The sequence below is a fragment of the Nocardia sp. NPDC059195 genome (assembly GCF_042754695.1).
Lineage (GTDB): Bacteria > Actinomycetota > Actinomycetes > Mycobacteriales > Mycobacteriaceae > Nocardia.
In genome coordinates this window covers 202,391-227,242 of record NZ_JBHZBG010000007.1, presented here as the reverse complement: position 1 = coordinate 227,242, position 24,852 = coordinate 202,391, and the positions used below count along the sequence as shown (strand labels likewise).

Below are 24,852 nucleotides of genomic sequence, written 5' to 3'. Positions count from 1 at the left end.
CTCGGCGACGGTCGGCAGTAGCTATATAGGTGTGGCTATGCTGTGTCCGACTCGGCCGCCGGACGCGAGAGGTGTATTGGTCTGTGGAAACCCCCCGCCGCACGGGCCGTACCGGCCGCCGACGTGCTCCCGGTGCACCGTTGTTCGGTCAGCTGCTCACGGCCGCCGTCGAGTCCGCGGCCGATTCGATCGCGCTGCGTTACAACCCGACCGGGATGCCCGGCGCGGAACAGAACCTCACTTATCGCGAGCTCGACGAGCAGTCCTCGCGCCTGGCACGTGAACTCATCGACCGTGGCATGGGCGCGGGCGATGTCGTCGCGATCGCGATCGCCCGCTCGATCGAATCCGTGCTCGCGGTGTGGGCGATCGCCAAGACCGGCGCCGCGTATGTGCCGGTCGACCCGGCCTACCCGGCCGACCGGATCGCCCATATCGTGGCCGACTCCGGCGCGACCATCGGCCTGACCACCGCGGCCCATCGCGCCTGCCTCGGCACCACCGCGTACTGGATCGAACTCGATGACCCCGTGGTCGCCGAACGCATCGCCGTGCGGCCCGCGCACGCGGTGAGCTACGCCGACCGGGTCCGCCCGATCGACGAACTGCATCCCGCCTACGTCATCTACACCTCGGGCTCCACCGGCAAGCCCAAGGGCGTCGTGGTGACCCATGCCGGGCTGGCCACGCTGGTCGCCGCCGAGCGCGAACACTATGGCGTCGAGCCTGATTCGCATGTGCTGCATGTTTGCTCACCGAATTTCGATGTGTCGGTGCTCGAGCTGCTGCTGCCATTCGGTGTCGGTGCGACGCTGGTGATCTCGCCGCCGCGGGTGTTCGGCGGTTTCGAACTGTCGGACCTGCTGCGCCGCGAACGCATCACCCACCTGCTGATCACCCCGGGCGCGCTCGAGTCGGTCGACCCGGCCGGGCTGCCGGATCTGGCGACCGTGATCGTCGCGGGCGACCGGTTCGGTCCGGAGCTGGTCGGCCGCTGGGCAACCGGTGGGCGTGCGTTCTACAACGGGTACGGGCCCACCGAGGCCACGATCCTGGCCACCAGCACCGCGGCGCTGCGGGCGCACGCGCCGATCACCATCGGCAACGCGGTGCCCGGCATGGGCTTGTACGTGCTCGACGCGCGGTTGCGCCCGGTGCCCGCCGGGGTGGTCGGCGAGCTGTACCTGTCCGGCCCCGCGCTCGCACAGGGGTATCTCGGCAGGCCAGGACTCACTTCGGAACGTTTCGTCGCCTCGCCGTTCGGCCCGGGCAGGCTGTACCGCACCGGCGACCTGGTGCGCCGATTCGAACACGACGGCACGCTGGAATACCTGGGCCGCACCGACTTCCAGGTGAAGGTGCGCGGGTTCCGGATCGAGCTCGGCGAGATCGACAACGCGCTCACCGCCCACCCCGACCTCGATTACGCGGTGACGCTCGGCAAGACGATGCAATCGGGCGCGACGGCGCTGGTCGCCTATGTGCTGCCGCGCGCCGGCCAGCCGGTCGACACCGGGGCAGTGGCGGAGTTCCTCGCGGAATCGTTGCCCGCGTACATGATTCCGTCGGTCATCATGGTCCTCGACGCGCTGCCGCTGACCTCGGTCGGCAAGCTCGATCGTGCCGCGCTGCCGACGCCGGTGATCACCGCGCGCGGCTTCCGCGCGCCCGCCACCCCGGCCGAACAGGTGGTCGCCGATGTGTTCGCCGCGCTGTTGCTGAGTGACGGCGCGGGCCGGGTCGGCGCCGACGACGACTTCTTCGAACTGGGTGGCGACTCGCTACTCGCGGCCCAGGCGGTCGCGCGCATCGGTGCCGCGCTGGACGTGCGGGTACCGGTGCAAGCGGTCTTCGAAGCGCCGACCGTCGCCGCACTCGCCAATCGGGCCGAGCAGCAACGGCTGACGGCGCACGCGCTCCCGCTGACGGCGCGTGCGCGCCCCGAGCTGGTGCCGTTGTCCTATGCCCAGCAGCGGATGTGGTTCCTCAACCGCTTCGATCCTGCCTCGGCCGTGGACAACATCCCGGTCGCGGTCCGCCTCTCCGGCCGCCTCGACCTGCCCGCCCTGCGCGCCGCGATCGACGACCTGATCGCGCGCCACGAAGTGCTCCGCACGGTCTATCCGGTATCCGACGGCGTCGGTTCCGCGGGGCACGGCGCGGTGCTCGACGGTGAAGGCCACCAGCTGGTGCTGGCGGCGGGCGACCCTGCCGCGGTGCCCGAGTTCGAGGTCGTCGAGGTGGCGGAGGACGGGCTCACCGAGGCGATCGGGGCCGCGGCGCTGACCGGCTTCGACGTGACCGCCGGTCCGCCGGTGCGGGTGCGGGTGCTGGCGATCTCGGACAACGAGCACGTCGTGGTCTGCGTGGTGCACCACATCGCCGCCGACGGATTCTCCTTCGCGCCGCTGACCAGGGATCTGCTCACCGCCTACGCCGAACGCCGCGGTGGCGGCGCGCCGCAGTGGCCGCCGCTGCCGGTGCAGTACGTCGACTACACGCTGTGGCAGCGCGAACTGCTCGGCGCCGAGAACGACCCGGATTCGCTGCTCGCCGCGCAAGTGGCCTTCTGGCGAAAGACTCTGTCCGGCCTGCCCGAACAGCTCGAACTGCCCACCGACCGGCCGCGTCCCGCCGTGTCGAACCGGACAGGCGGGTCGCTGAGCGTTCAGGTGCCCGCCTCGGTGCACGCCGGTCTGTCCGCGCTGGCCCGCGAGCACAACGCCACCCTGTTCATGGTTGTGCACACCGCGCTGGCCATGCTGCTGGCCCGGCTCTCCGGCACCCGCGACATCGCGATCGGTACCCCGGTCGCCGGTCGTGGTGAACAGGCACTCGACGACCTGATCGGCATGTTCGTCAACACGCTGGTCCTGCGCACCGAGGTGAATCCGGCGGCGAACTTCGCCGAGTTGCTCACCGAGGTCAGATCCCGTGATCTCGCGGCCTTCGGGCACGCCGACGTGCCGTTCGAGCGGCTCGTCGATCTGCTGGAACCGGTGCGTTCGACCGCACGGCACCCGCTGTTCCAGGTGATGCTGACCTTCCAGAACCTGGCCCGCACCGATCTCGCGCTGCCCGGCCTCGCCGTGTCCGCCGCCGACTTCACGGTGCCGCTGGCGAAGTTCGACCTGCAGGTGGAGCTCGCCGAACACATCGGCGCCGACGGCGCACCGCAGGGCATGGCGGCCACTTTCGTCTATGCCACCGACCTTTTCGACCGTGCCACGGTCGCCGACTTCGCCGACCGCTGGACGCGGGTCCTCGCCGCGGTGGTGGCCGAGCCGGCGAAGCCGGTCGGCGATATCGACGTGCTCGCCCCCGGCGAGCGTGAACTCGTGCTGCGCGAAGGCACTTCGCCCGGCATCTCGGTGCCAGAGGTGACGCTCGCCGACCTGATCACCGCCCAGGCGCGACAGCGGCCCGAGGCGATCGCGATCAGGGCGGGGGAGCGGTCCCTCACTTTCGCCGGCCTCCTCGGCCGGGCATCGGCTCTCGCCCGCGCGCTCATCGCGCAGGGCGCGGGCCCGGAAACCCTGGTCGCCGTTGCTGTTGCGCGCACCGAGGAGCTACCGGTCGCCTTGCTCGCGGTGCTCCTGTCAGGTGCGGGCTATCTGCCGATCGACTCCAGCTACCCCGCGCAGCGCCTCGACTACATCGTCGCTGACGCGAAACCCGCTGTGCTGCTGACAACCTCGGCGGAGAGCGAACTGCTGCCGCCTCTCGCGGGCCTGCCCGTGGTGTTGCTCGACGAGCAACCCGTCTACACCGATGCCCCCCTGCATTCCGGCGAACGCCGCGCCCCGCTGCGTCCGGATCACCTCGCCTACGTCATCTACACCTCGGGTTCCACCGGTCTGCCCAAGGGCGTCGGCGTGACCCATCGCAATGTGCTCGAGCTGTTCGCCAACACCCAGATGTTGTTCTCCTTCGACGAGGACGATGTGTGGACGGTGTTCCACTCCTTCGCCTTCGACTTCTCGATCTGGGAACTGTGGTGCGCGCTGGCCGGTGGCTCGTCGGTGGTCGTCGTCGACCATCTCACCTCCCGTTCGCCGATCGAATTCCGCGAACTGCTGGCCCGTGAACACGTGACGGTGCTGAGTCAAACCCCCACCGCCTTCGCCCAACTCGACGAGGCCGACCGCGCCGCGCAGGCCGCGGGCGCCACGCCGCTACCGTTGCGTTACGTGGTCTTCGGTGGCGAGGCTTTAGACCCCCGCAAGCTCAACCGCTGGTACGACCGCTACGGAAACGGCGCGGGCGCACCGGAACTCGTCAACATGTACGGCATCACCGAGACGACCGTCCATGTCTCCCATCAGGTGCTGACCTCGCGGACCGCGGACATCGTGGCCGACCGGGCGGGAAGTGGTGCGAACTCCGACCACGCGGACGCGGAGGTAGCGCCGCGTGACAATGCCGCCGAACTACCCGGCAGCCTCATCGGCCGCGCGCTGCCGGGCTTGTCGGTGGTCGTCCTCGACGACCGGCTGCGCCCGGTGCCCTTCGGCGTCGCCGGTGAGCTCTACATCGCGGGCAACCAACTCTCGCGCGGCTACCTCGGCAAGCCGGGTCTCACCGCCACCCGCTTCGTCGCCGACCCGTTCGGCGAGCCGGGCGCCCGCCGCTACCGCTCCGGCGACCTCGGCCGCTGGATCGGTTTCCGGGGCACCCCCACCCTCGAATACGGTGGCCGCGGCGACCAGCAGGTCCAATTGCGTGGTTTCCGTGTCGAACCGGGCGAGATCGAGGCCGCCCTGCTCCGCGTCCCCGGCGTCGGGCAGTCCGCGGTCATCGTGCGCGCCGACGAGCACGCCGGTGACCGCCTGATCGCCTACGTCGTCGCGGCGACAGGTGCCGTGGACGATGTCGCCGGGGCGAAGGGCCCGGTTGGGGCACGCTTCGGACGGGGCGACGGCGGTGCGGAGTCCACCGGCGAAGACGCCGCGGCCACCGCTCTCGACCCGCTGGAAGTGCGTGCCGCGGTCGCCGAATTCCTCACCGGCTACATGGTTCCCGACGCCGTCGTGGTGGTTCCCGAACTGCCGATGACCACCAACGGCAAACTCGACCGGGCCGCACTGCCCGCACCGGAGTTCACCGCCGCCACCACTTTCCGCGCGCCGACCACGCCCATCGAACTCAGCGTCGCCGAGGTGTTCGCGACCCTGCTCGGCGTGCCCGAGATCGGCCTGGACGACAACTTCTTCGACCGCGGCGGCAACTCGCTGCTTGCCACCAGGGCCGTCGCCCGCATCGACCATGCGCTCAGCACCGATCTGGTGGTGCGTGACCTGTTCGAGGCGCCGACCGTGAGCTCGCTCGCCGCCCGCGTGCGCCCGGGCTCGGTGGCCGCGCCACGACCGCCGCTGATCCCGGCGCAGGATCGTGGCGTCATTCCGCTCTCGCCCGCGCAGCAGCGGATGTGGCTGCTCAACCGCATCGACCCCGACTCACCGGCGTACAACATCCCGCTGGTCCTGCGGCTGCGCGGCGCGCTCGACACCTCGGCGTTGCGCTACGCCGTCGCCGATGTGCTCGAACGGCACGAGGCGCTGCGTACCCGCTTCCCGGCCGACGACGCCGAAGCCGTTCCGTACCAGGAGATCCTGCCCGTGAGCGCGGTGTTGCCGACCGGCCTCGCGCTCGAGGAGTGCGACGATCCGCGTGAGCGGGTAATCCGCCTGCTCGCGGGCGGTTTCGACGTCGCTGAGCGAGTTCCCCTGCGCGCCGGGCTGTTCACGTCTCCCGCCGACGACCCGCTCGCGGAGGAAGAGTATGTGCTCGCCGTGGTGGTGCAGCACATCATCGCCGACGGTGCCTCCCTCGCTCCGCTGGCCCGTGACCTCGTGATCGCCTACCGGGCCCGCGTCGAAGGCCGCTCACCCGCCTGGGCGCCACTGCCCGTGCAGTACGCCGACTACGCGCTGTGGCAGCGCGAGGTACTCGGTTCGGAATCGGATGAGAATTCCACCGCCGCGCGGCAGCTGGGATTCTGGCGGCACACCCTGTCCGGCCAGGTCGGCGCGGTCGAACTCCCGCACGACCATCCGCGCCCCTCGCACGCCTCGCTGCGCGGCGCCGACGTGAGCACCACTCTGCCCGCCGACGTGCACGTCGGCCTCGCCGAGATCGCCCGCAGGCACAACGCGTCGCTGTTCATGGTCGTGCACGCGGCACTGGCCGTGCTGCTCGCCCGGATCTCCGGCAGCACCGATATCGCGATCGGCACCCCGATCGCAGGTCGCGGCGAACCCGAACTCGACGACCTGGTCGGCATGTTCGTCAACACCTTGACCTTGCGCACCGAAGTCGACCCGCGACACGGATTCGACGAATTGGTCAGCGCCGCCCGCGAAGTCGGCCTCGCCGCGTTTGCCAACGCCGACCTGCCGTTCGAGCGCGTGGTGGAGGAGGTGGCCCCGACCGGCACCGTGTCGCACAACCCGCTGTTCCAGGTGGTGCTCTCGTTCCACAACAACGAGACGCCGGTGCTGCGCCTGCCCGGCCTCACCATCGAGGCGATGGACCTCGCGGCCCGGCCGGCCAAGTTCGACCTCCAGGTCAATGTCGAACCGCGCCTGTCCACGACCGGCGAACCCGACGAGATCGGCGTCGTGTTCACCTACGCCACCGACCTTTTCGACGAGCACACCGTCGCGGCCTTCGCACGCGGGCTCACCGAGATCGTCACCGCGGTCGTCGCCGATCCCGCGGTGCGAGTCGGCGATATCGACCTGCGCGACGCCAGCGAACGCGAACGCGAACTGACCGCCGCGGCCTATGCGCCCGCACCGTCGGCCAACGGTGCCGCGCTGGCGCAGGAACTGGCCTCGGCGGTGGAGGAGGACCCGGACGCGCCCGCTCTCGATCTGGGTGAATCCGAGATCGTGTACGCCGAATTCGACGCCCGCTCCTCGCAATTGGCGCGCTCGCTGATCGCCCGCGGCGCCGGGCCCGGCACCGGAGTCGCGATCCGCCTCGACCGCGGGGTGGACGCGGCGATCGCGACCTGGGCGGTGCTCAAGGCCGGTGCCGCGGTGGTGCCGCTGATGACGATGGACGCGGGCCTGCCGGGCAGCCTCGAGGTGAAACTGGGCCTGACCATCGACATCCTCGACGCACCCGACGGCCTGGACTGGTACGACCTCGCCGATCCGGCGTTGCGCGCCGAACTGGCCGCGGAATCACCGCGCCCGATCGGCTACGCCCACCGCACCCGCGCCCTGCGCGGTGACGACGTGGCCTTCGTCGGCGGTGGCCGCACGCTGAGCTACGACGAGCTGGCGACCGCGGCCGAGCAGGTCGCCGAGCGCACCGGGCTCAACTTCGAATCACGCACGCGAGCGGCGGGCCGACCGGATTCGGTGGCGGGCGTGCTCGAGATCGTCGCGGCCGCGATCGCGGGCGCGACGCTGGTGATGGGGGCAGACCAGGGGGGTGCGGACGAGGTGAGCCACGTGTTCACCGAGTCCGCGGTGGCCGTCGCCGAACCCGGAGACGGGACAGGTGCGAGGATTGTCGCGCTCAGTGAGATGATCGGCAACGCCGGGCAGCCGCACGAGCGGCGCACGGTGATCGGGATGGATGGATAGGTGGAACGAACACTGACTGGTCCGCGCGCGGTGCGCGAACGTGGCAGTGCGCGTCGATATCGGTACGAGGTGTGCATGACCGGGCAACGGCAAGTCGACTCCGACGATCGGATGGACCTGTCGTGACCCGGGCGAACAGGGCGTCCGGCGCCCGAGCCCGGCAGCGCGGAAAGTCGCTGCCGCAACTGCTGTCCGTGGCGGTGGAATCCAACCCCGGCGGCCTCGCGCTGTCGTGGGACGACGGCGTGTCCGCGCCGGTGCATTGGACCTATGCCGAGCTCGACGAACGGTCCAACCGGTTGGCCCGGCTGCTGATCGCCCGTGGTGTCGGGCCCGAGGACGTGGTGGCCGTCGGCATTCCGCGTTCGCCGGAATCGGTGCTGGCGATGTGGGCGGTGACCAAGACCGGCGCGGCTTTCCTGCCGGTCGACCCGAACTACCCGCCCGCGCGAGTGAGTCACATGCTGGGCGATTCCGGTGCGGTGCTCGGCGTCGCGGTCGGTGCGGCGGTGGACCGATTGCCCGGTGCGCTCGATTGGTTGTGCCTCGACGACGACGCCGTGCGTCGCGCCACCGACGATCAGCCCGGTGATCCGGTGACCTTCGCCGACCGGGTGCGCCCGCTGCGGCTACAGCACCCCGCCTACGTGGTGTACACCTCGGGATCCACCGGCCTGCCCAAGGGCGTTGTGGTGACCCACGCCGGGCTGGCCGGGTATTGCGCCGAGCAGCGCGCGCACTACGCGATCGAGCCGACCTCGCGCACCCTGCATTTCGCGTCGCCCTCGTTCGACGCGGCCGTCCTCGAATTGCTGATGGCGGTGGGTGCCGGGGCCACGATGGTGCTCGTGCCCGCGGGCATTCTCGGCGGCGCCGAGCTGGCCGAGGTGCTGCGTCGGGAAGCCGTCACGCACATGTTCATCACCACCGCCGCGCTGGCCTCGCTCGATCCGGTCGGGCTGGACGCGCTGGCCGTGGTCACGACCGGTGGCGAGGCGTGCCCGCCGGACCTGATCCGGCGCTGGGCCACGGATGCACGCCGGTTCCACGACTGTTACGGGCCGACCGAGACCACCATCGTGACGAATATCAGCGCGCCGCTGGTGGTCGGCGACACGATGAACATCGGGGCGCCGCTGCGTGGGGTGACCGAGTACGTGCTCGACGAGCGCTTGGTCCGGGTCCCCGACGGGATGATCGGCGAGCTGTATATCGCCGGTAACGGGTTGGCGCGTGGCTATCACCGTCAGCCTGGTTTGACCGCGTCGCGCTTTGTCGTCGATCCGTTCGCCGGGGGCGATGGGCGGATGTACCGCACCGGCGACCTGGTGCGTCGCCGGGTAGACGGTGCGATCGAGTTCGTGGGGCGCAACGACTTCCAGGTGAAGGTGCGTGGCTTCCGGATCGAGCTGGGTGAGATCGACACCGTGCTGACCGAGCACGGCACTGTCGACTTCGCGGTGACCGTGGGGCACGAACTCGACAACGGCACAACGATTCTCGCCGCGTATGTGCACGCCGCACCCGGCGCGCGAATCGACACCGACCAGCTGTTCGAGCACGCCAGGGCCGGTCTGCCCGCGCATATGGTGCCGACCGCGCTGACCGTGCTCGACACCATTCCGTTGACGCCGGTCGGCAAACTCGATCGGGCCGCGCTGCCCGCACCGACCCTGCGTGCCGAGGAATTCCGGGCGCCCTCGGGTGCGATGGAAGAGCTTGTGGCGCACATCTTCACCGAGTTGCTCACGCCGACCAACCCGGTGGGTGCCGATGACGACTTCTTCGCCCTCGGCGGCAATTCGCTGCTCGCCACGCGGGCGGCGGCGCGCCTCGGGGCGGAGCTCTCGGCGCGGGTGCCCGCGGGTCACGTCTTCGAAAGTCCCACTGTCGCAGGACTTGCCGTGCTGCTCGAGCCGCTGAAGGGTGCGGGCGGGCACGCACCGCTGGTCCCTCGCGGCCGTCCCGAGCTGATCCCGCTCTCGCCGGCACAGCAGCGGATGTGGTTCCTCAACCAGTTCGATCCGAGTTCCACTGCCGAGACGATCCCGTTCGCGCTGCGCCTGTCCGGACCGTTCGACGCGCGCGCACTGCACGCGGCGCTGTCGGACCTGGTGGGCCGGCATGAATCCCTGCGCACGTGGTACCCGGTCTACACCGGCGACGAGCGTGCCGCGCGCTCCGGCGATGACGGCGCCGTGGTCGACGGTGTCGGCCACCAGGTCGTCCTCCCGATGGCCGAGGCTGTCCCCGATGTGCTGGTCGACTCGCTCACCGAGGACGAATTACCGCTGTGGCTGGCCGAATTCGCCGGTACCGGGTTCGATGTCGCCGCCGGTGTGCCGTTCCGGGTGGCGCTGGGCGAGCTCGGCCCGCACGATCATGTGCTGGCCGTGGCCTTGCACCACATCACCGCCGACGGTGCTTCGGTCGCGCCGCTGCTGCGTGACCTGCTCGGTGCCTACCTCGCTCGCCGCAACCGTTCGCGGCCCAGATGGCAGGCGCTGCCGGTGCAGTACGCCGACTACACGCTGTGGCATCGCGAGCTGCTCGGTTCCGAGAACGACCCGGATTCGGTTGCCGCCGACCAGATCGCGCACTGGCGTAGCGCGCTCGCCGGTCTGCCCGACCGGCTCGACCTGCCGACCGATCGCCCGCGCCCGCCCGTATTCACCGGCCGCGGTGCCGAATTCGGCTTCCAGATCCCGGCTTCGGTGCACTCCGCGCTCGCCGGGCTCGCCCAGCGCAGCGGCACCTCCGAATTCATGGTCGTGCACGCAGCTTTCGCGGTGCTGCTCGGCCGCGTCGCGCACACCGAAGACATCGCCATCGGCACCCCAGTGGCCGGGCGCGGAGCCCGTGAACTCGACGACCTGATCGGCATGTTCGTCAACACGCTGGTGCTGCGTTCGCACCTCGACCCGCGTGCGAGCTTCGCCGAACTGCTGCGCGCGACCAAACGCGCCGACCTCGCCGCCTTCGCCCACGCGGATCTGCCGTTCGAGCGCCTGGTCGAACTGCTCGATCCGGTTCGCTCGCAGGCCCATCACCCGCTGTTCCAGGTTGCCCTGTTCTTCCAGAACCTCGACCTGCCGAGCCTGCGCCTACCCGGCCTGGACGCCACCGTTGTCGAATTCGATGGTGCGGTAGCACGTTTCGACCTGCAGCTCACGATCGTGCCCGGCGCCGATCCGGCCGAACCGATGGCCGCGTCGTTCAACTACGCCACCGATCTGTTCGATGCCGACACCATCGAAACCCTGGCGGCCCGGTTCACCCGCCTGCTCGACGCGGTCACCGCCGACGCCGATCTCGCCATCGCCGAGATCGACCTGGTCACCGAGGCCGAGCGGGCGCAGACCCTGGTGAGCTGGAACGAGACCGGTCATCCGGTGCCGCCGGAACCGATGCTCGACGCGTATCGCCGTGCGGTGCAGACGCATCCGGATGCCACCGCGCTGGTCTACGCGGACACCGAGCTCACCTACCGGCAGTTCGATGAGCGCGTGAATACCCTCGCCCGGCTGCTGATCGAGAAGGGCGTCGGCCCGGAAAGCCTTGTCGGCCTGGCTATCCGGCGTTCGCCCGAATTGGTGATCGGCATGTACGCGGTGCTCGCCGCGGGTGGCGCCTACGTGCCGCTCGATCCCGATCATCCGGCCGAGCGCATCGCCTACATCCTCGACACCGCCCGGCCCGCGTGCGTGTTGAGCACCCGCGCCGACGCCATCGGTGTCGCGCCCGGCACCTCGTTGCTGTTGCTCGACGAACTCGATGTCGCCGGCGTATCGGGTGATCCGGTCCTTCCCTCGGAACTGCGCGCCCCGCTGCACCCCGACCACCCGGCCTACGTCATCTTCACCTCGGGTTCCACCGGCAAGCCCAAGGGTGTCGCGATCTCGCATACCGCCATCCACAACCAGCTGGTGTGGATGCTGGCGAAATACCCGCTCGCACTGGGTGATGTGTACCTGCAGAAGACCGCGACCACCTTCGACGTGTCGCTGTGGGGCTACTTCATGCCGCTGCGCGTCGGCGCGAAACTGGTGCTCGCCACGCCCGACGGCCACCGTGACCCCGCCTACCTGATCGATCTGATCGGCAAGCACAAGGTCACCGTCACCGACTTCGTCCCGTCGATGCTCACGATGTTCGCCGCGCAGGCAGCCGCGGACTCCGGGTCCGAGGGCCACGCGGGCCTGGAGTCGCTGCGCGAGATCTTCGTCATCGGCGAGGCGCTCCCCGCGGAGACCGTCGACGCCATGGCCGCGATCAGCTCGGCCAGGTTGCACAACCTGTACGGCCCGACCGAAGCCGCTGTCTCGGTGACCTACTGGCCCGCGCGACCGGGCGAGCGTTCGGTGCCGATCGGGCTGCCGCAGTGGAACTCTCGCGTCTACGTCCTCGACGAGCGGCTGCGGCCGGTGCCCCCCGGCATCGCGGGAGAGCTCTATCTCGCGGGCGATCAGCTCGCCCGTGGTTACGTCGCGCGACCAGGCCTGACCGCCGATCGATTCGTCGCCGATCCGTTCGCGTCGGTCATCGGCAGCGGGTCAGCCAGGGGTGCCGGATCCGGCCCCGCGATGGGCGCGCGCATGTATCGCACCGGCGACCTGGTGGTGTGGCGCCGGCCTACCTCGAACGCGCCCCACCGGCTCGACTACCTGGGACGCATCGACTTCCAGGTGAAGTTCCGTGGTCAGCGGATCGAGCTCGGCGAGATCGAGACCGCGCTGTTGGCGCACGAATCCGTCAGCCAGGCAGTGGCATTGGTCGTCTCGACCGAACTGGGCGACCAGTTGGTCGCCTACGTGGTGCCCGCCCCTGGCTACCCCGCCGAGCCGGCTCGGTTGCAGGCGGTGGCCTCGAAAACCCTTCCGGTCTATATGGTTCCGGCGTCGATCACCGTGCTCGGTGAGCTGCCGCTCAACGCCAGCGGCAAGCTCGACCGCAAGGCGCTACCCGCACCTAGCTTCACCGCACGGGCGTTCCGCGCACCGAGCACCGCGCAGGAGCGGCTGGTCGCCGATCTGTTCGGGGAAGTGCTCGGCCGCAACGACATCGGCGCCGACGACGACTTCTTCGCGCTGGGCGGCAACTCCCTGATCGCCACCCGCCTGGTCGCCCGTCTCGGTGCCGCCACCGGTGGGCGCGTCGCCGTACGCACCGTCTTCGAAACTTCCACCGTCGCCGGACTCGCCGCAGTCCTCGACCCCGATGCGGTGCCGGAACCGACCAGCGGTCTGGGCACCCTGCCTCGTCCCAGCGAGCTGCCACTCTCGCCCGCCCAGCGCCGCATGTGGTTCCTCAACCGCTTCGACCAGGGCGCCGACGACGGAGCGGCCGCCTACAACCTGCCCTTCGCGCTACGCCTGACCGGCACCCTCGACGTCGCGGCCCTGACCACCGCCCTGCGCGACGTGCTGGCCCGCCACGAGGTCCTGCGCACGATCTACCCCGACACCGCCGACGGCCCGATCCAGCAGATCCTGCCGGTCGAGGAAGTCGACCTCGATCTCGTTGTGCGCAGGATCGGTCCGGGCCGCTCGGCGGGGATCGACCTGGACCAGCCTTCGGCAGTGGCGCCGCTCGATGGGCCGTCGGCCGTGGTGACCGGGCTGATCGAGCAGGTGACGGCGCTCGCGTCGACAGCGTTCGATGTGACGACCGAGGTGCCGCTGCGGGTCCAGCTGCTCGACGTCACCGGGATCGAGCCGGACGCGCCCACTGAGTACGTGCTCGCCGTGGTGGTGCACCACATCGCCGCCGACGCCTCCTCGATGGCGCCGCTGGTGCGCGATGTGACCACCGCCTATCTCGCTCGGGCCGCCGGTCATGCCCCGGACTGGGCAGCGCTGCCGGTGCAGTACGCCGACTACGCGCTGTGGCAGTTGGATCGGCTGGGCACCGAGGACGAGACGGATTCGGCGGCTGCCCGACAGCTCTCGTTCTGGCGTGCCGAACTCGCGGATCTGCCGGACTTGCTGGAACTGCCCGCCGACTACCCGCGTCCCGCTGTCGCCTCCCTCGCGGGTGGGCGGGTGCCGGTGCGCATCGATGCCGATACGCACGCCGCGCTCGCCCGGATCGCGCGTGCTGGTGGCGCGACCGTATTCATGGTGTTGCACACCGCTTTCGCCGTGCTGCTGGCTCGGCTCTCCGGCACCACCGAGGTGGCGGTGGGTACTCCCGTCGCCGGGCGTGGTGAGCGCGAACTCGACGATCTGATCGGCATGTTCGTCAACACCGTCGTCTTGCGCACCCGCTACGACGGTGGCGCCACCTTCGCCGATCTGCTCGCCGCCCAGCGCACGAGCGATCTCGCCGCGTTCGCCGCCGCTGACATTCCGTTCGAGCGGCTGGTCGAGGTGCTCGATCCGCCGCGCTCCACCGCGCGACATCCGCTGTTCCAGGTGGGTCTGTCCTTCCAGAACGTGGACCGTGCCGAACTGGAGCTGCCCGGCTTGCGGATCGCGCCGGTCACCGCGGAACTCGCGGTGTCGCAATTCGATCTGCACCTGATTGTCGGCGACGGTTACGACGCGGACGGCGCGCCCACCGGCATCGAGGGCTTCTTCACCTACGCCACCGATCTCTTCGACGCAGCGACCGTGACGGCCTTCGCCGACCGGTTGACGCTGCTGCTCGACGCGGTAGTGCGCGAACCCGCCGTGGTGGTCGGCGACGTCGACCTGCGTACCGCCGCCGAGCGAGCATCCGAAAATGTCAGCGGTGCGGCCGATCTCGCTGTTCCCGGTGGCACACTCGCCGAGCTGCCGCTGGTCGCTCGCCCCGAGACCGTCGCGCTCGTCGCCGACCTGCCAGAGGGTCGCCTCGAACTCACCTACGCCGAGTTCGATTCACGGGTGAACAGGCTCGCGCGCCACCTGATCTCGATCGGGGTCGGCCCGGAGTCGCTGGTCGCGCTCGCCCTGCCGCGGTCGATCGATCTCGTGGTCGCCATGTACGCGGTGACCAGGTCGGGCGGTGCCTACGTGCCCATCGACCCCGATCAGCCCGCCGATCGTACCGACTACATCCTCCACACGGCCGCCCCGATCTGTGTACTCACCAACGGCTTCCGCACCGATGCCGCGCCCGTGGTGCGGGTCGACCACCCGGTGATCGCCTCCGCCGACCCCAGCCCGATCACCGATGCCGACCGCCGCGCACCGCTGCACCCGGAGAACACCGCCTACGTCATCTTCACCTCGGGTTCCACCGGTCGCCCCAAGGGCGTGGCGGTACCGCACGCGGCGGTGATCAACCAGTTGCAGTGGCTACGTGGCGAATTCGGGACGACCGCGGCCGATGTCTTCCTGCTCAAGACACCCGCCACCTTCGACCTGTCGGTATGGGAATTCTGGTCCGCCGCCGTCTGTGGTGGTCGCCTGGTGATCGCCGCCCCCGACGGCCACCGCGACCCGGCCTACCTGGACGCTCTCATCACCGATGCGGGCGTGACCACCCTGACCGCCGTGCCGTCCCTGCTCGACGCACTGTCGGGCTACTGGGAGTCGCATGGCTCCCCGCTGACCCGCATTCTCGCGATCGGTGAATCCCTGCCCGCCGCACTGGCTCAGCGTCTGCTGAAGGCGTTGCCCGGCACCAGGATCGACAACCTGTACGGCCCCACCGAGGCCGCCGTCTCGATCACCGACCACCGTGTCACCACCGCGGATGTGCTGACCGTGCCGATCGGCGCACCCGAGTGGAACAGCCGCGTGTACGTCCTCGACGAGCGCCTACGTCCCGTCGCTCCCGGTATCAGGGGCGAGCTCTACCTCGGTGGCGTCCAGCTGGCTCGCGGCTACCTCCGCAAGGCGGCCCTGACCGCCGAACGCTTCGTCGCCGACCCCTTCGAGCCCGGCGCGCGCATGTACCGCACGGGCGACCTCGTCGCCCGCACCACGGGTGGTCCCGCGATCGAAGCGACAGGGTTCGCCGCAGTCGCTCCGATACCGGGCGAGCCTGGTCATGCGCGCGGCGTGGGCGAGCTGATCTATCTGGGCCGCAGTGACTTCCAAGTGAAGATCCGTGGGTTCCGGGTCGAGCCCGGTGAGGTGGAAGCGGTCCTTCTCGGGTTGCCCGGGGTGACTCAGGCCGCGGTGCTGGCCCGCACCGACGCTCACTTCGGTGATCGGCTCGTCGCCTATGTGGTCGGCGCGGATCTCGATGTCGCACAGCTGAAGTCCGTGCTGCGCGACAAGCTGCCGACGTATCTGGTGCCCGACGCCTTCGTTGTTCTCGACGAGCTGCCCTACACCATCAACGGCAAGCTGGATCGAAAGGTGTTGCCCGCGCCGGTATTCGAGGCCGCTACCTTCCGTGCCCCGGCGACCCCCACCGAACAGCTGGTCGCGGAGGTCTACGGTGAGATCCTCGGTGTCGCCTCCATCGGCGCCGATGACGACTTCTTCGCCCTCGGCGGTAACTCGCTGCTCGCCACCAGGGCGGCGGCCCGGATCGGGACGGCGCTCGATCGCGCGGTCGGCGTCCGGTTGCTGTTCGAGGCGCCGACGGTGGCCGATCTCGCACTGCGCGTGCACCGATCGGACGAGGCCACCACGCCGCGGCTGCTCGCCGGACCGCGCCCGGAGCGGGTGCCGTTGTCGCTGGCACAGCAGCGGATGTGGTTGCTCAACCGGCTCGATCCCGATGCCACCGTCTACAACATCCCGGCCGCGATCCGCCTCACCGGCGCCCTCGACCTGCGCGCTCTGCGCCTGGCCGTCGCCGACCTGTTCGCCCGCCATGAGGTACTGCGCACCCGCTACCCGGTGGTCAGCGGCGCAGGGACCGCTACCCGGTCGCGCGCGAGTTCGGCGGTCCCGGCGGGCTCCGCCTCGTCGACCGGGATCGTCGGCTCGAATGACCGAGAATTCGAGGGCTCCGCCGATCGCGGAGCTCGTGCGGATATGCCGTTCCAGGATGTGCTGGCACCCGACGGGATGCGGGTCGACCTGACGCCCGTCGACCTTGCCCCCGAGGACATCCTCGACGAGGTGCGCGGCATCGTCGCCATCGGATTCGACGTCACCGCCGAACCTCCCGTCCGGGTGCGACTGCTGCGCGTCGGCGCCGACGACCACGTCATTGTCTTCGTCGCCCACCACATCAGCGCGGACGGCTTCTCCATGGGGCCGCTCACCCGCGACCTCGTCCTCGCCTACACCGCGCGCACGGCAGGCGCGCCGCCCGCTTGGTCGCCGCTGCCGCTGCAATACGCCGATTACGCGGTGTGGCAACGGGGCTCACTCGGCGACGAAGCCGACCCAGCCTCCACGGCGGCCGCACAGCTGGCCTACTGGCACGACGAGCTCGCCGGTCTGCCCGAGGAAATCGCGCTGCCCGCCGACCGTCCACGCCCGGCGATGCAGTCCTTCGCCGGTGCCACCAGCACCTTCGAGATCGATGCCGCACTGCACGCCGAGCTCGCCGGACTGGCCCGCACACAGGGCGTCACGGTGTTCATGGTCGTGCAGGCCGCGCTCGCGGTGCTGCTCGCCAGGCTCAGCGGCACCGACGACGTCGCCATCGGCACCCCGATCGCGGGCCGCGGTGCCCGTGAACTCGACGATCTGGTCGGCATGTTCGTCAACACCCTGGTGCTGCGCAGCCGGATCACCGAGAGCGAGCCGTTCACCGCGCTGCTGACGCAGACCCGCGACACCGATCTGCGCGCCTTCGCCCACGCCGACGTCCCGTTCGAGCGGGTGGTCGACGCGATCCAGCCCGCGAGGTCGGCGGGCAGGCATCCGCTGTTCCAGGTGGCCCTGTCGTTCGAGAACCTCGCCCCGGTCGCGTTCGAACTGCCGGGGATCACGGTCGGCGCACTGGATGCCCGCACCGCCGAGGCCAAGTTCGACCTGTTGCTCACCGTGCGGGAACAGCAGGACAACGGCGGTATGCACGCCGAATTCAGTTACGCGACAGACTTGTTCGATGCGAACACCGTGCGGAGCTTCGGTCGGCGGTTCGTCCGTCTGCTCACCGCCGTGGCCGCCGACCCCGACCTCGCCGTCGGCGATATCGACCTGCTCGACCCCGCCGAATTCCTCGCGCAAACCACGTTCGCGGGCCCGGCGGCCGAGCCGGAACGCACGCTCGCGCAGTTGATGGACGACGCGGTACGCGCGAATCCGACCGGCATCGCCCTGCGCGGCGACGGTCGCGGCTTCACCTACACCGAGCTCGACGCCGCCGCCAACCAGCTGGCCCGCGGTCTCATCGCCCGTGGCGCCGGTCCGGAAGTCGCTGTCGCCGTGGCGATTCGGCGATCGGTCGAATCGGTGCTCGCGGTGTGGGCGATCGCGCGCACCGGCGCGGTGATCGTGCCGATCGACCCCGGCTACCCCGCCGAGCGGATCAGTCACATGGTCAGCGACTCTGGCGCTGTCTTCGGCATCACCCTGGCCGCCGAACTCGCCGGATTGCCCGCGCTGCCCGGCGACGGCGGCTGGGTCGCGCTCGACGACCGGGCGTTCACCGCCGAGATCGCCGGGTGCGCGACCGTCGGCCTGCGCGAAATCGAACTATTCGCCCCGTCGAACACCGGCAATGCCGCGTACATGATCTACACCTCCGGCTCGACCGGACTGCCCAAGGGTGTCGTCGTCACCCACGCCGGACTCGCCAACTTCTGCGCCGAGCAGAAGCAGCGCTACCGCCTCGACTCCGCTACGCGCGCACTGGCTTTCGCCTCACCATCGTTCGACGCGTCCATGCTGGAACTGCTGCTCGCCATCGGTGGCGCGGGCACTCTCGTGGTAGCGCCCGCCGGATTCGTCGGCGGTACCGAACTCGCCGAGCTGATCCGCACCGAGGGCGTCACCCATACCTTCCTGACGCCTTCGGTACTGGCCACCCTCGACCCCGACGGCGTCCCCGGTCTGCGCGCCCTGATCGTCGGCGGCGAACACGTACCCGCCGAGCTGGTCGCGCGCTGGAATACGCTGCCCCAGCGGCACTTCCACAACGGTTACGGGCCCACCGAAACCACCGTCATGACCGCCATCAGCGACGCGCTGCACCCCGGCGACACCGGCCACATGGGCGGGCCGATCCGCGGCATCCGCGCCCTGATCCTCGACGAACGCCTGCGCCCGGTCCCCGAAGGCGTCACCGGCGAGCTCTACCTCGGCGGCATCCAGCTCGCCCGTGGCTACCACCGACGCCCCGCTCTCACCGCGTCACGCTTCATCGCCGACCCCTTCGGCTCCGTGGCCGCCGGGTCACTCTCCGCTGTGGGTTCGGGCTCGGCCGGCTCGTTCGGGTCCGCAGGCGCTCGTCTCTACCGCACCGGCGACCTCGTTCGCCGGCGTGGCGATGTCCTGGAGTTCGTGGGCCGCAACGACTTCCAGGTCAAGATCCGTGGTCTGCGGATCGAACTCGGTGAGATCGACGCCGTGCTGGCCGCCGCACCCGGCGTCGCCTGGGTCACCACGCTCGGCCGCGACAACGGCACCGGCTCGACCATGCTGGTGTCCTATGTGCTGGCCGATCAGGGCAGAGATCTCGACACCGCCGCGCTCACCGCGCTCGCCGCACAGGTGCTGCCCGACTATATGGTGCCCGCCGCGATCATCGTCCTCGACGAGATTCCGCTGACCCCCGTCGGCAAGCTGGATCGGCGCGCGCTGCCGGACCCGGCGGCTGTCCGCGGCGAATACCGCCCGCCACGCACCCTCGCCGAGAAGACCATCGCACGGGTGATCGCCGACGTCCTCGGCCACGACCGGGTCGGACTCGACGACGACTTCTTCGCCCTCGGCGGCGACAGCATCACCGCCATCCAGGTGGTATCACGGGCCACCTCGGCCGGAGTCGCCCTGCGACCGCGTGACCTGTTCGACGCGCGCACCGTCGCCGCGCTCGCCGAACGCGCCGAAGTCACCGTCGAACCGAGCGTCCCGTCCGCCTCGCTCCCGCTCACCGCGACCGCCGCTGCGCTCATCGAAGCGGGCGAGACCGCGGTGGAACCCCGGGCGGTGCTGCTCGAGGTGCCTGCCGACTGCCCGGACGAGGCCGTGGCGGCCGTCGCGGCCACGGTGATGAACCAGCATCCGATGCTGTGGGCGCTGCTCGACCGCACCGGCGATACCCCGGTGTTGCGTATCCCGCCGGTCGACGAACGCACCGGCCGCGCCTTCCGCAGGCTCGACTCCGAGGACGGGGAGTCCTCGCTGCCCGTCGACGACATCGTCGCCGCGGCGGCCGCCGCGCTCGACCCGGACGAGGGCCGCAATATCCACTTCGTGCTCACCGGCGACGCCGGTAGCTCGACCACCCTGGTCGTCGTCGCGAATGCCCTTGTCCTCGACGAGAATTCGTGGCGCGCCGTTGTCGACCAGCTCACCACGGCGTGGAGCCGCGGCCGCCACGCCGCACCCGCCGCGCCCGATGCCGGACTCGGCGACCTGGTCCGTCGACTCGCCGAGTATCCGGCCACGGCCGCGGCGCGCGGGGAACGCGAGTACTGGCACCGCGCGATCCGGTCCAGGGCAGGTGAATCCGCCGATCTGCACCAGCGCAACCGGGTCTCACTGAGCATCACCGGTGAGGGCACCACCGCGGTGCGCACGGTCGCCGAGGCCTACCGCGCCACCGTCGACGAGGTGCTGCTCACCGCCGCCGCGCTGGCCCTGCACACCGCGGCCGACACCGCCGCGGCACGGGTGATCGGCACGGTGGTGCGGCTGCGCGCCGACCAGCGCCTGCTCGGTCGGCCCGATGCCGAGAACGTGGTCGGCGGGTTCACCACCGACTACCCGCTGGCACTGCGCCTGGACGGGGTCGACGTCGCCGACGCGCTCGTCGGCGGTCCCGCCGCGGGGGCGGCCCTGGCCCAGATCAAGGAACTGCGCCGCGCGGTCCCCGCCCACGGCGCCGGTTTCGGTCTGCTCCGCTACCTCGACGCCGAGACCTCCGACAGCGTCCGCACGCTGGACCGCGGCCGATTCGCGGTGCGCCTGCGCGACCTGCGCCCGGCGCGGGTGCACACCGATGTCGCCGCCGACGACCTGGCGCTGGCACTCACCGTCGACGCCACCGATGACGGGCTGGTCGCCCGATTCGATTACGCCACCGCCGTACTCACCGCGGACGCGGTCAAAACCTTTGCCGAACACTGGATCCGCGCGCTCGGCGGACTCGCCGAACACGGATTACGGCCCGGTGCGGGTGGATTCACGCCGTCGGACTTCCCGCTCGTGCGGCTCGGTCAGACCGAGCTGACGCGACTGGCCCGCCGCTACCCGCTGATCGGTGACGTGTGGCCGGTAACCCCGCTGCAGTCGGGGATGCTGTTCCACGCGCTGCTCGCGGAGAACTCGGTCGACCCCTACATCACCCAGTTCGTCCTCGATCTCGACCTGTCCGTGGACGCCGAGCGACTGCACGAGGCGGCGCAGGCCGTGCTCGACCGGCACGACAACCTGCGCGTCGCGTTCGCCACCGATGCCGCGGGCACCCCGCTGCAGGTGGTGCTCGACGACATCGACGTGCCGTGGCAGGTCATCGATGCCGACGATGCCGCCTACCAGCGCATTCGTGCCGCCGATCTGGGCGCGCACTTCGACATGGCCGCCGCGCCGCTGCTGCGGTTCACCCTGGTACGCACCGCCGGGACCGCGCATCTGCTGGTCACCAGCCACCACATCCTGATCGACGGCTGGTCGACGCCGCTGCTGTTGCAGGAACTGCTCACCGCGTACGTGGTCGGCGGTCGGAGCAGGCGGTTGCCGAAGGTCGCGCCCTACCGCGACTACCTGGCCTGGCTCGTCGATCAGGATCTCGAAGCCGCCAGGACGGCATGGCGCACCGCGCTCACCGGCCTGGCCGAGCCCACTCCGCTCGCGCCCGTCGATCAGGGCCGCGAGATCGCCACGGGCACAGGTGAAACCGGCTTCGCCCTCTCACCCGCCGACACCACCGCACTGAGCGAGCTCGCCGCGAGCCTCGGCGTCACGGTGAACACCGTGGTCCAGGCGGCGTGGGGTCTGCTCATCGCCCGGCTGGTGGATCGCGACGACGTGGTGTTCGGCGCCACCGTCTCGGGCAGGCCGGCCGAGCTCGACGGTGTGGAGCGGATGGTCGGGCTGTTCCTCAACGCGATTCCCGTCCGGGTGCGGTTGCGTCCCGGCGATACCGTCGCCGAGCTGCTGCGCAGGCTGCAAGACGAGCAGGCCGCGCTGCTCGATCATCACTATCTGGGTCTCGGTGAGATCCAGGAGATCGCCGGTATCGACGCGCTGTTCGATTCGCTCGTCGTCTTCGAGTCGTTCCCGGTCGACCGCGCGGGGCTCGCGCAGGCCGCGTCCGGATCGGCCGCTGTCACCGGGATGGACGCCGCCAACGGCACCCACTACCCGCTCACCGTGCAGGTTGTCGCCGACGGCCAGCTCCGGGTATCGGTGAAGTACCTGCGCGATGTGTTCGGCGAGGACACCGCGAATGCCATGGCGCAACGCTTTTCGATGTTGCTGGCGAGATTCACCGCCAGCCCGCAGGCCAGGATCGCCGAGATAGATGTGCTGCTCGCGGAGGAGCGCGCGACCCTGGCGACGGTCAATGCCACCGACGCGCCCGAACTGCTCGACGAGGCCACCCTGCTGTCATTGTTCGACGCGCAGGTCAAGCGCACCCCGCACGCCACCGCGCTGGTCGACGGTGAAACCAACTACACCTACACGGAATTCGACGAACGGGTGCGCCAGCTCGCCGCCGGTCTTCGCGCACGTGGCGCCGGGCCGGAGACGCTGGTCGCCGTCGCCATGCGGCGCGGAATCGATCTGGTGACCGCGATCTACGCGGTGCTGCGGACCGGGGCGGCGTACGTTCCGGTCGACCCGGACCATCCGGCCGAACGGACCGAGCGGGTGCTGGCCGCGGCGGCCCCGATCTGTGTGCTCGCCACCGCCGGATTCACCTCCACCTCGGGCCCGCCGATCATCGAGATCGACGCTGTCAGTGGCGAAGTGGCGGATCTCGCGATGCCGAAGGCGGACAATCTCGCCTACGTCATCCACACCTCCGGGTCCACCGGAACGCCCAAGGGTGTCATGCTCACCCATCGTCAGCTGGTCAACCAGTTCCGCTGGGCACAGCGCACCTACCCGCACGGCCCCGGCGACGTGGTCCTGCACAAGACCCCGGTCACCTTCGACATCTCCACCTGGGAGTTGTTGTGGCCGTTGCACACCGGCGCCACCGTGGTGATCGCCGCCCCCGACGGTCACCGTGACCCGGCCTACCTGGCCGAGGTGATCACCGAACGCGCCGTCACCACCGTGCATTTCGTGCCGTCGATGCTCGATGCTTTCCTCGCCGATCGCGGCAGCGGCGAATTCCCCTCGCTGCGGCGGGTATTCGCGGCGGGCGAGGCGCTGTCGTCCTCGACCGCCCGCCGGTTCGCTCAGGTGCTACCCGCGGCGTCGCTGGTCAACTGGTACGGGCCCGCCGAGGCCACCGTGGTGACCGCGGCGCCGGTCGAAGCCGGGCCTGCCGTGGGTATTCCGATCGGCGTACCGGTCGCCAATACGCGCGTCCATGTGCTGGATCGTCAACTGCGGCCGGTCCCGCCCGGCACGGTGGGGGAGTTGTACCTGGAAGGCGTGCAGCTGGCCCGTGGCTACCTCGGTGCGCCCACGCTCACCGCCGAACGCTTCGTCGCCCATCCCGGTGGCGGCAGGCTCTATCGCACCGGCGACGTCGTGCGCTGGACAGCCGACGAGAGCCTGGAATACCTGGGCCGCAGTGACTTCCAGGTGAAGTTGCGCGGTCAGCGCATCGAGCTCGGTGAAGTCGAGGCCGTCCTGCGCGACCACCACAGCGTCCGGCACGCCGCGGTCGCGCTGGTGCACGGCCCGACGGGTGACCGTCTGGTCGGCTATGTGGTGCCTGCCGAGGCGCCGCTCGAGGAAACTCGAGCGTCGGCTCGCCCCGAGGGCTACTCGATCGAAAGCGGCGCCACCACTGCCGGTTTCGATCAATCGGCATTGCTCGCCCATGCCAGGGCGGCGCTGCCGTCGTACATGGTTCCGGCGAGCCTGGTGACGCTGAAGTCCTTGCCGCTCAACGCCAGCGGCAAGCTCGACCGTAAGGCCCTACCCGTCCCCGCCTTCACCACTCGCGCCTACCGCCCGCCGACCACGCCGTTGCAACGTGCCGTCGCCGAGGTCTACGCGGAGGTGCTCGGCGCGGGCAAGGTCGGCCTCGACGACGACTTCTTCGAACTCGGCGGCAACTCCCTGGTCGCCACCAAGGCGATCAGCCGATTGCGCACCAGGGTCGGCGCGGAGGTGCGGGTGCAGTGGTTCTTCACCGACGCCACCGTCGCCGCGCTGGCCGCCCGGATCGACGCCACCCAGTCCGCCGGCGGCGACTACGACCTCACCTCCGACCTCGAATCCGACGACGCCCTCGGTGTCCTGCTGGCCATCCGCAACCGGGTACCGCACGGCACCGAGGCGGGCGGCGCACTGTTCTGCATCCACCCGATGTACGGGCTGTCCTGGTGCTACGCCGGTCTGGCGCAGTACATTCCGGCACGGCGGCCGATCTTCGGTCTGCAGTCACCCGCGCTGAGCGAGGCGGGCTACCTGCCGGGCACGCTCGCCGAGATGGCGCGCCGCTACGCCGCCGAGATCAGGACCCAGCAGCCGCACGGGCCGTACCGGCTGATGGGCTGGTCGCTCGGCGGTGTGCTCGCCCATGCCGTCGCCACCGAACTCCAGGCGGCGGGGGAGCAGGTGTCGCTGCTGGCGATGCTCGATTCCCATCCCGATATCGACGTGCCCGATTTCCACTCCGCGGTCCGCGACGCACTCGCCGAACTCGGCGTCGACATCAGCGCGGCGCTGCCCGCCGCGGGCGTGCGCGAACTCAGCGAGGACGCACTGGCCGCGCTGCACGCGATCATCCCGGCCAACATGGCCGTGCTCACTCCGGAACGGGTGCGCCGGATCTATCGCAGCGCGGTGCGCTCGGCCGAGTTGATCGCCGAGCACCGGCCCGCGGTGTTCCGCGGCAGGCTCGAGTACTTCAGCGCGCTCGGACACGAGGCGGCGGCGGCGAATTGGGCCCCGTATGTCGACGGCGCGGTGCGCGACCGGCCGGTCGCGGTGGTGCATGATCAGATGACTTCGCCGTCGGCGCTGGCCGAGATCGGGCCACGGCTGGCGGAGTTGCTCGACGCCGGTGACCGTGCGGCCGGAGCGCGATGACATCACGACGGGCGCAATCACAGTGCGCA

Annotated in this window: 3 protein-coding genes; all 3 read left to right on the top strand. The window is 70.2% G+C overall.

All coding sequences use genetic code 11. The annotated features are described in order from the left end of the window. Positions 1–83: 83 nt before the first annotated feature. The 3 genes from ACFXKN_RS12545 to ACFXKN_RS12535 are packed head-to-tail and all read left to right on the top strand — an operon-like array spanning position 84 to position 24,823. Complete coding sequence (locus tag ACFXKN_RS12545; RefSeq protein WP_379432993.1) at positions 84–7,598, top strand: amino acid adenylation domain-containing protein; 7,515 nt, start codon at positions 84–86, stop codon at positions 7,596–7,598. After that, positions 7,599–7,724 carry a hypothetical protein gene (locus ACFXKN_RS12540; protein WP_378953616.1) on the top strand — a complete coding sequence of 42 codons (126 nt, stop codon included), beginning with the start codon at positions 7,599–7,601 and terminating at the stop codon, positions 7,722–7,724. After that, complete coding sequence (locus tag ACFXKN_RS12535; protein WP_379432992.1) at positions 7,721–24,823, top strand: amino acid adenylation domain-containing protein; 17,103 nt, start codon at positions 7,721–7,723, stop codon at positions 24,821–24,823. The genes ACFXKN_RS12540 and ACFXKN_RS12535 overlap by 4 nt, the downstream gene beginning before the upstream one ends. Positions 24,824–24,852: the final 29 nt, after the last annotated feature.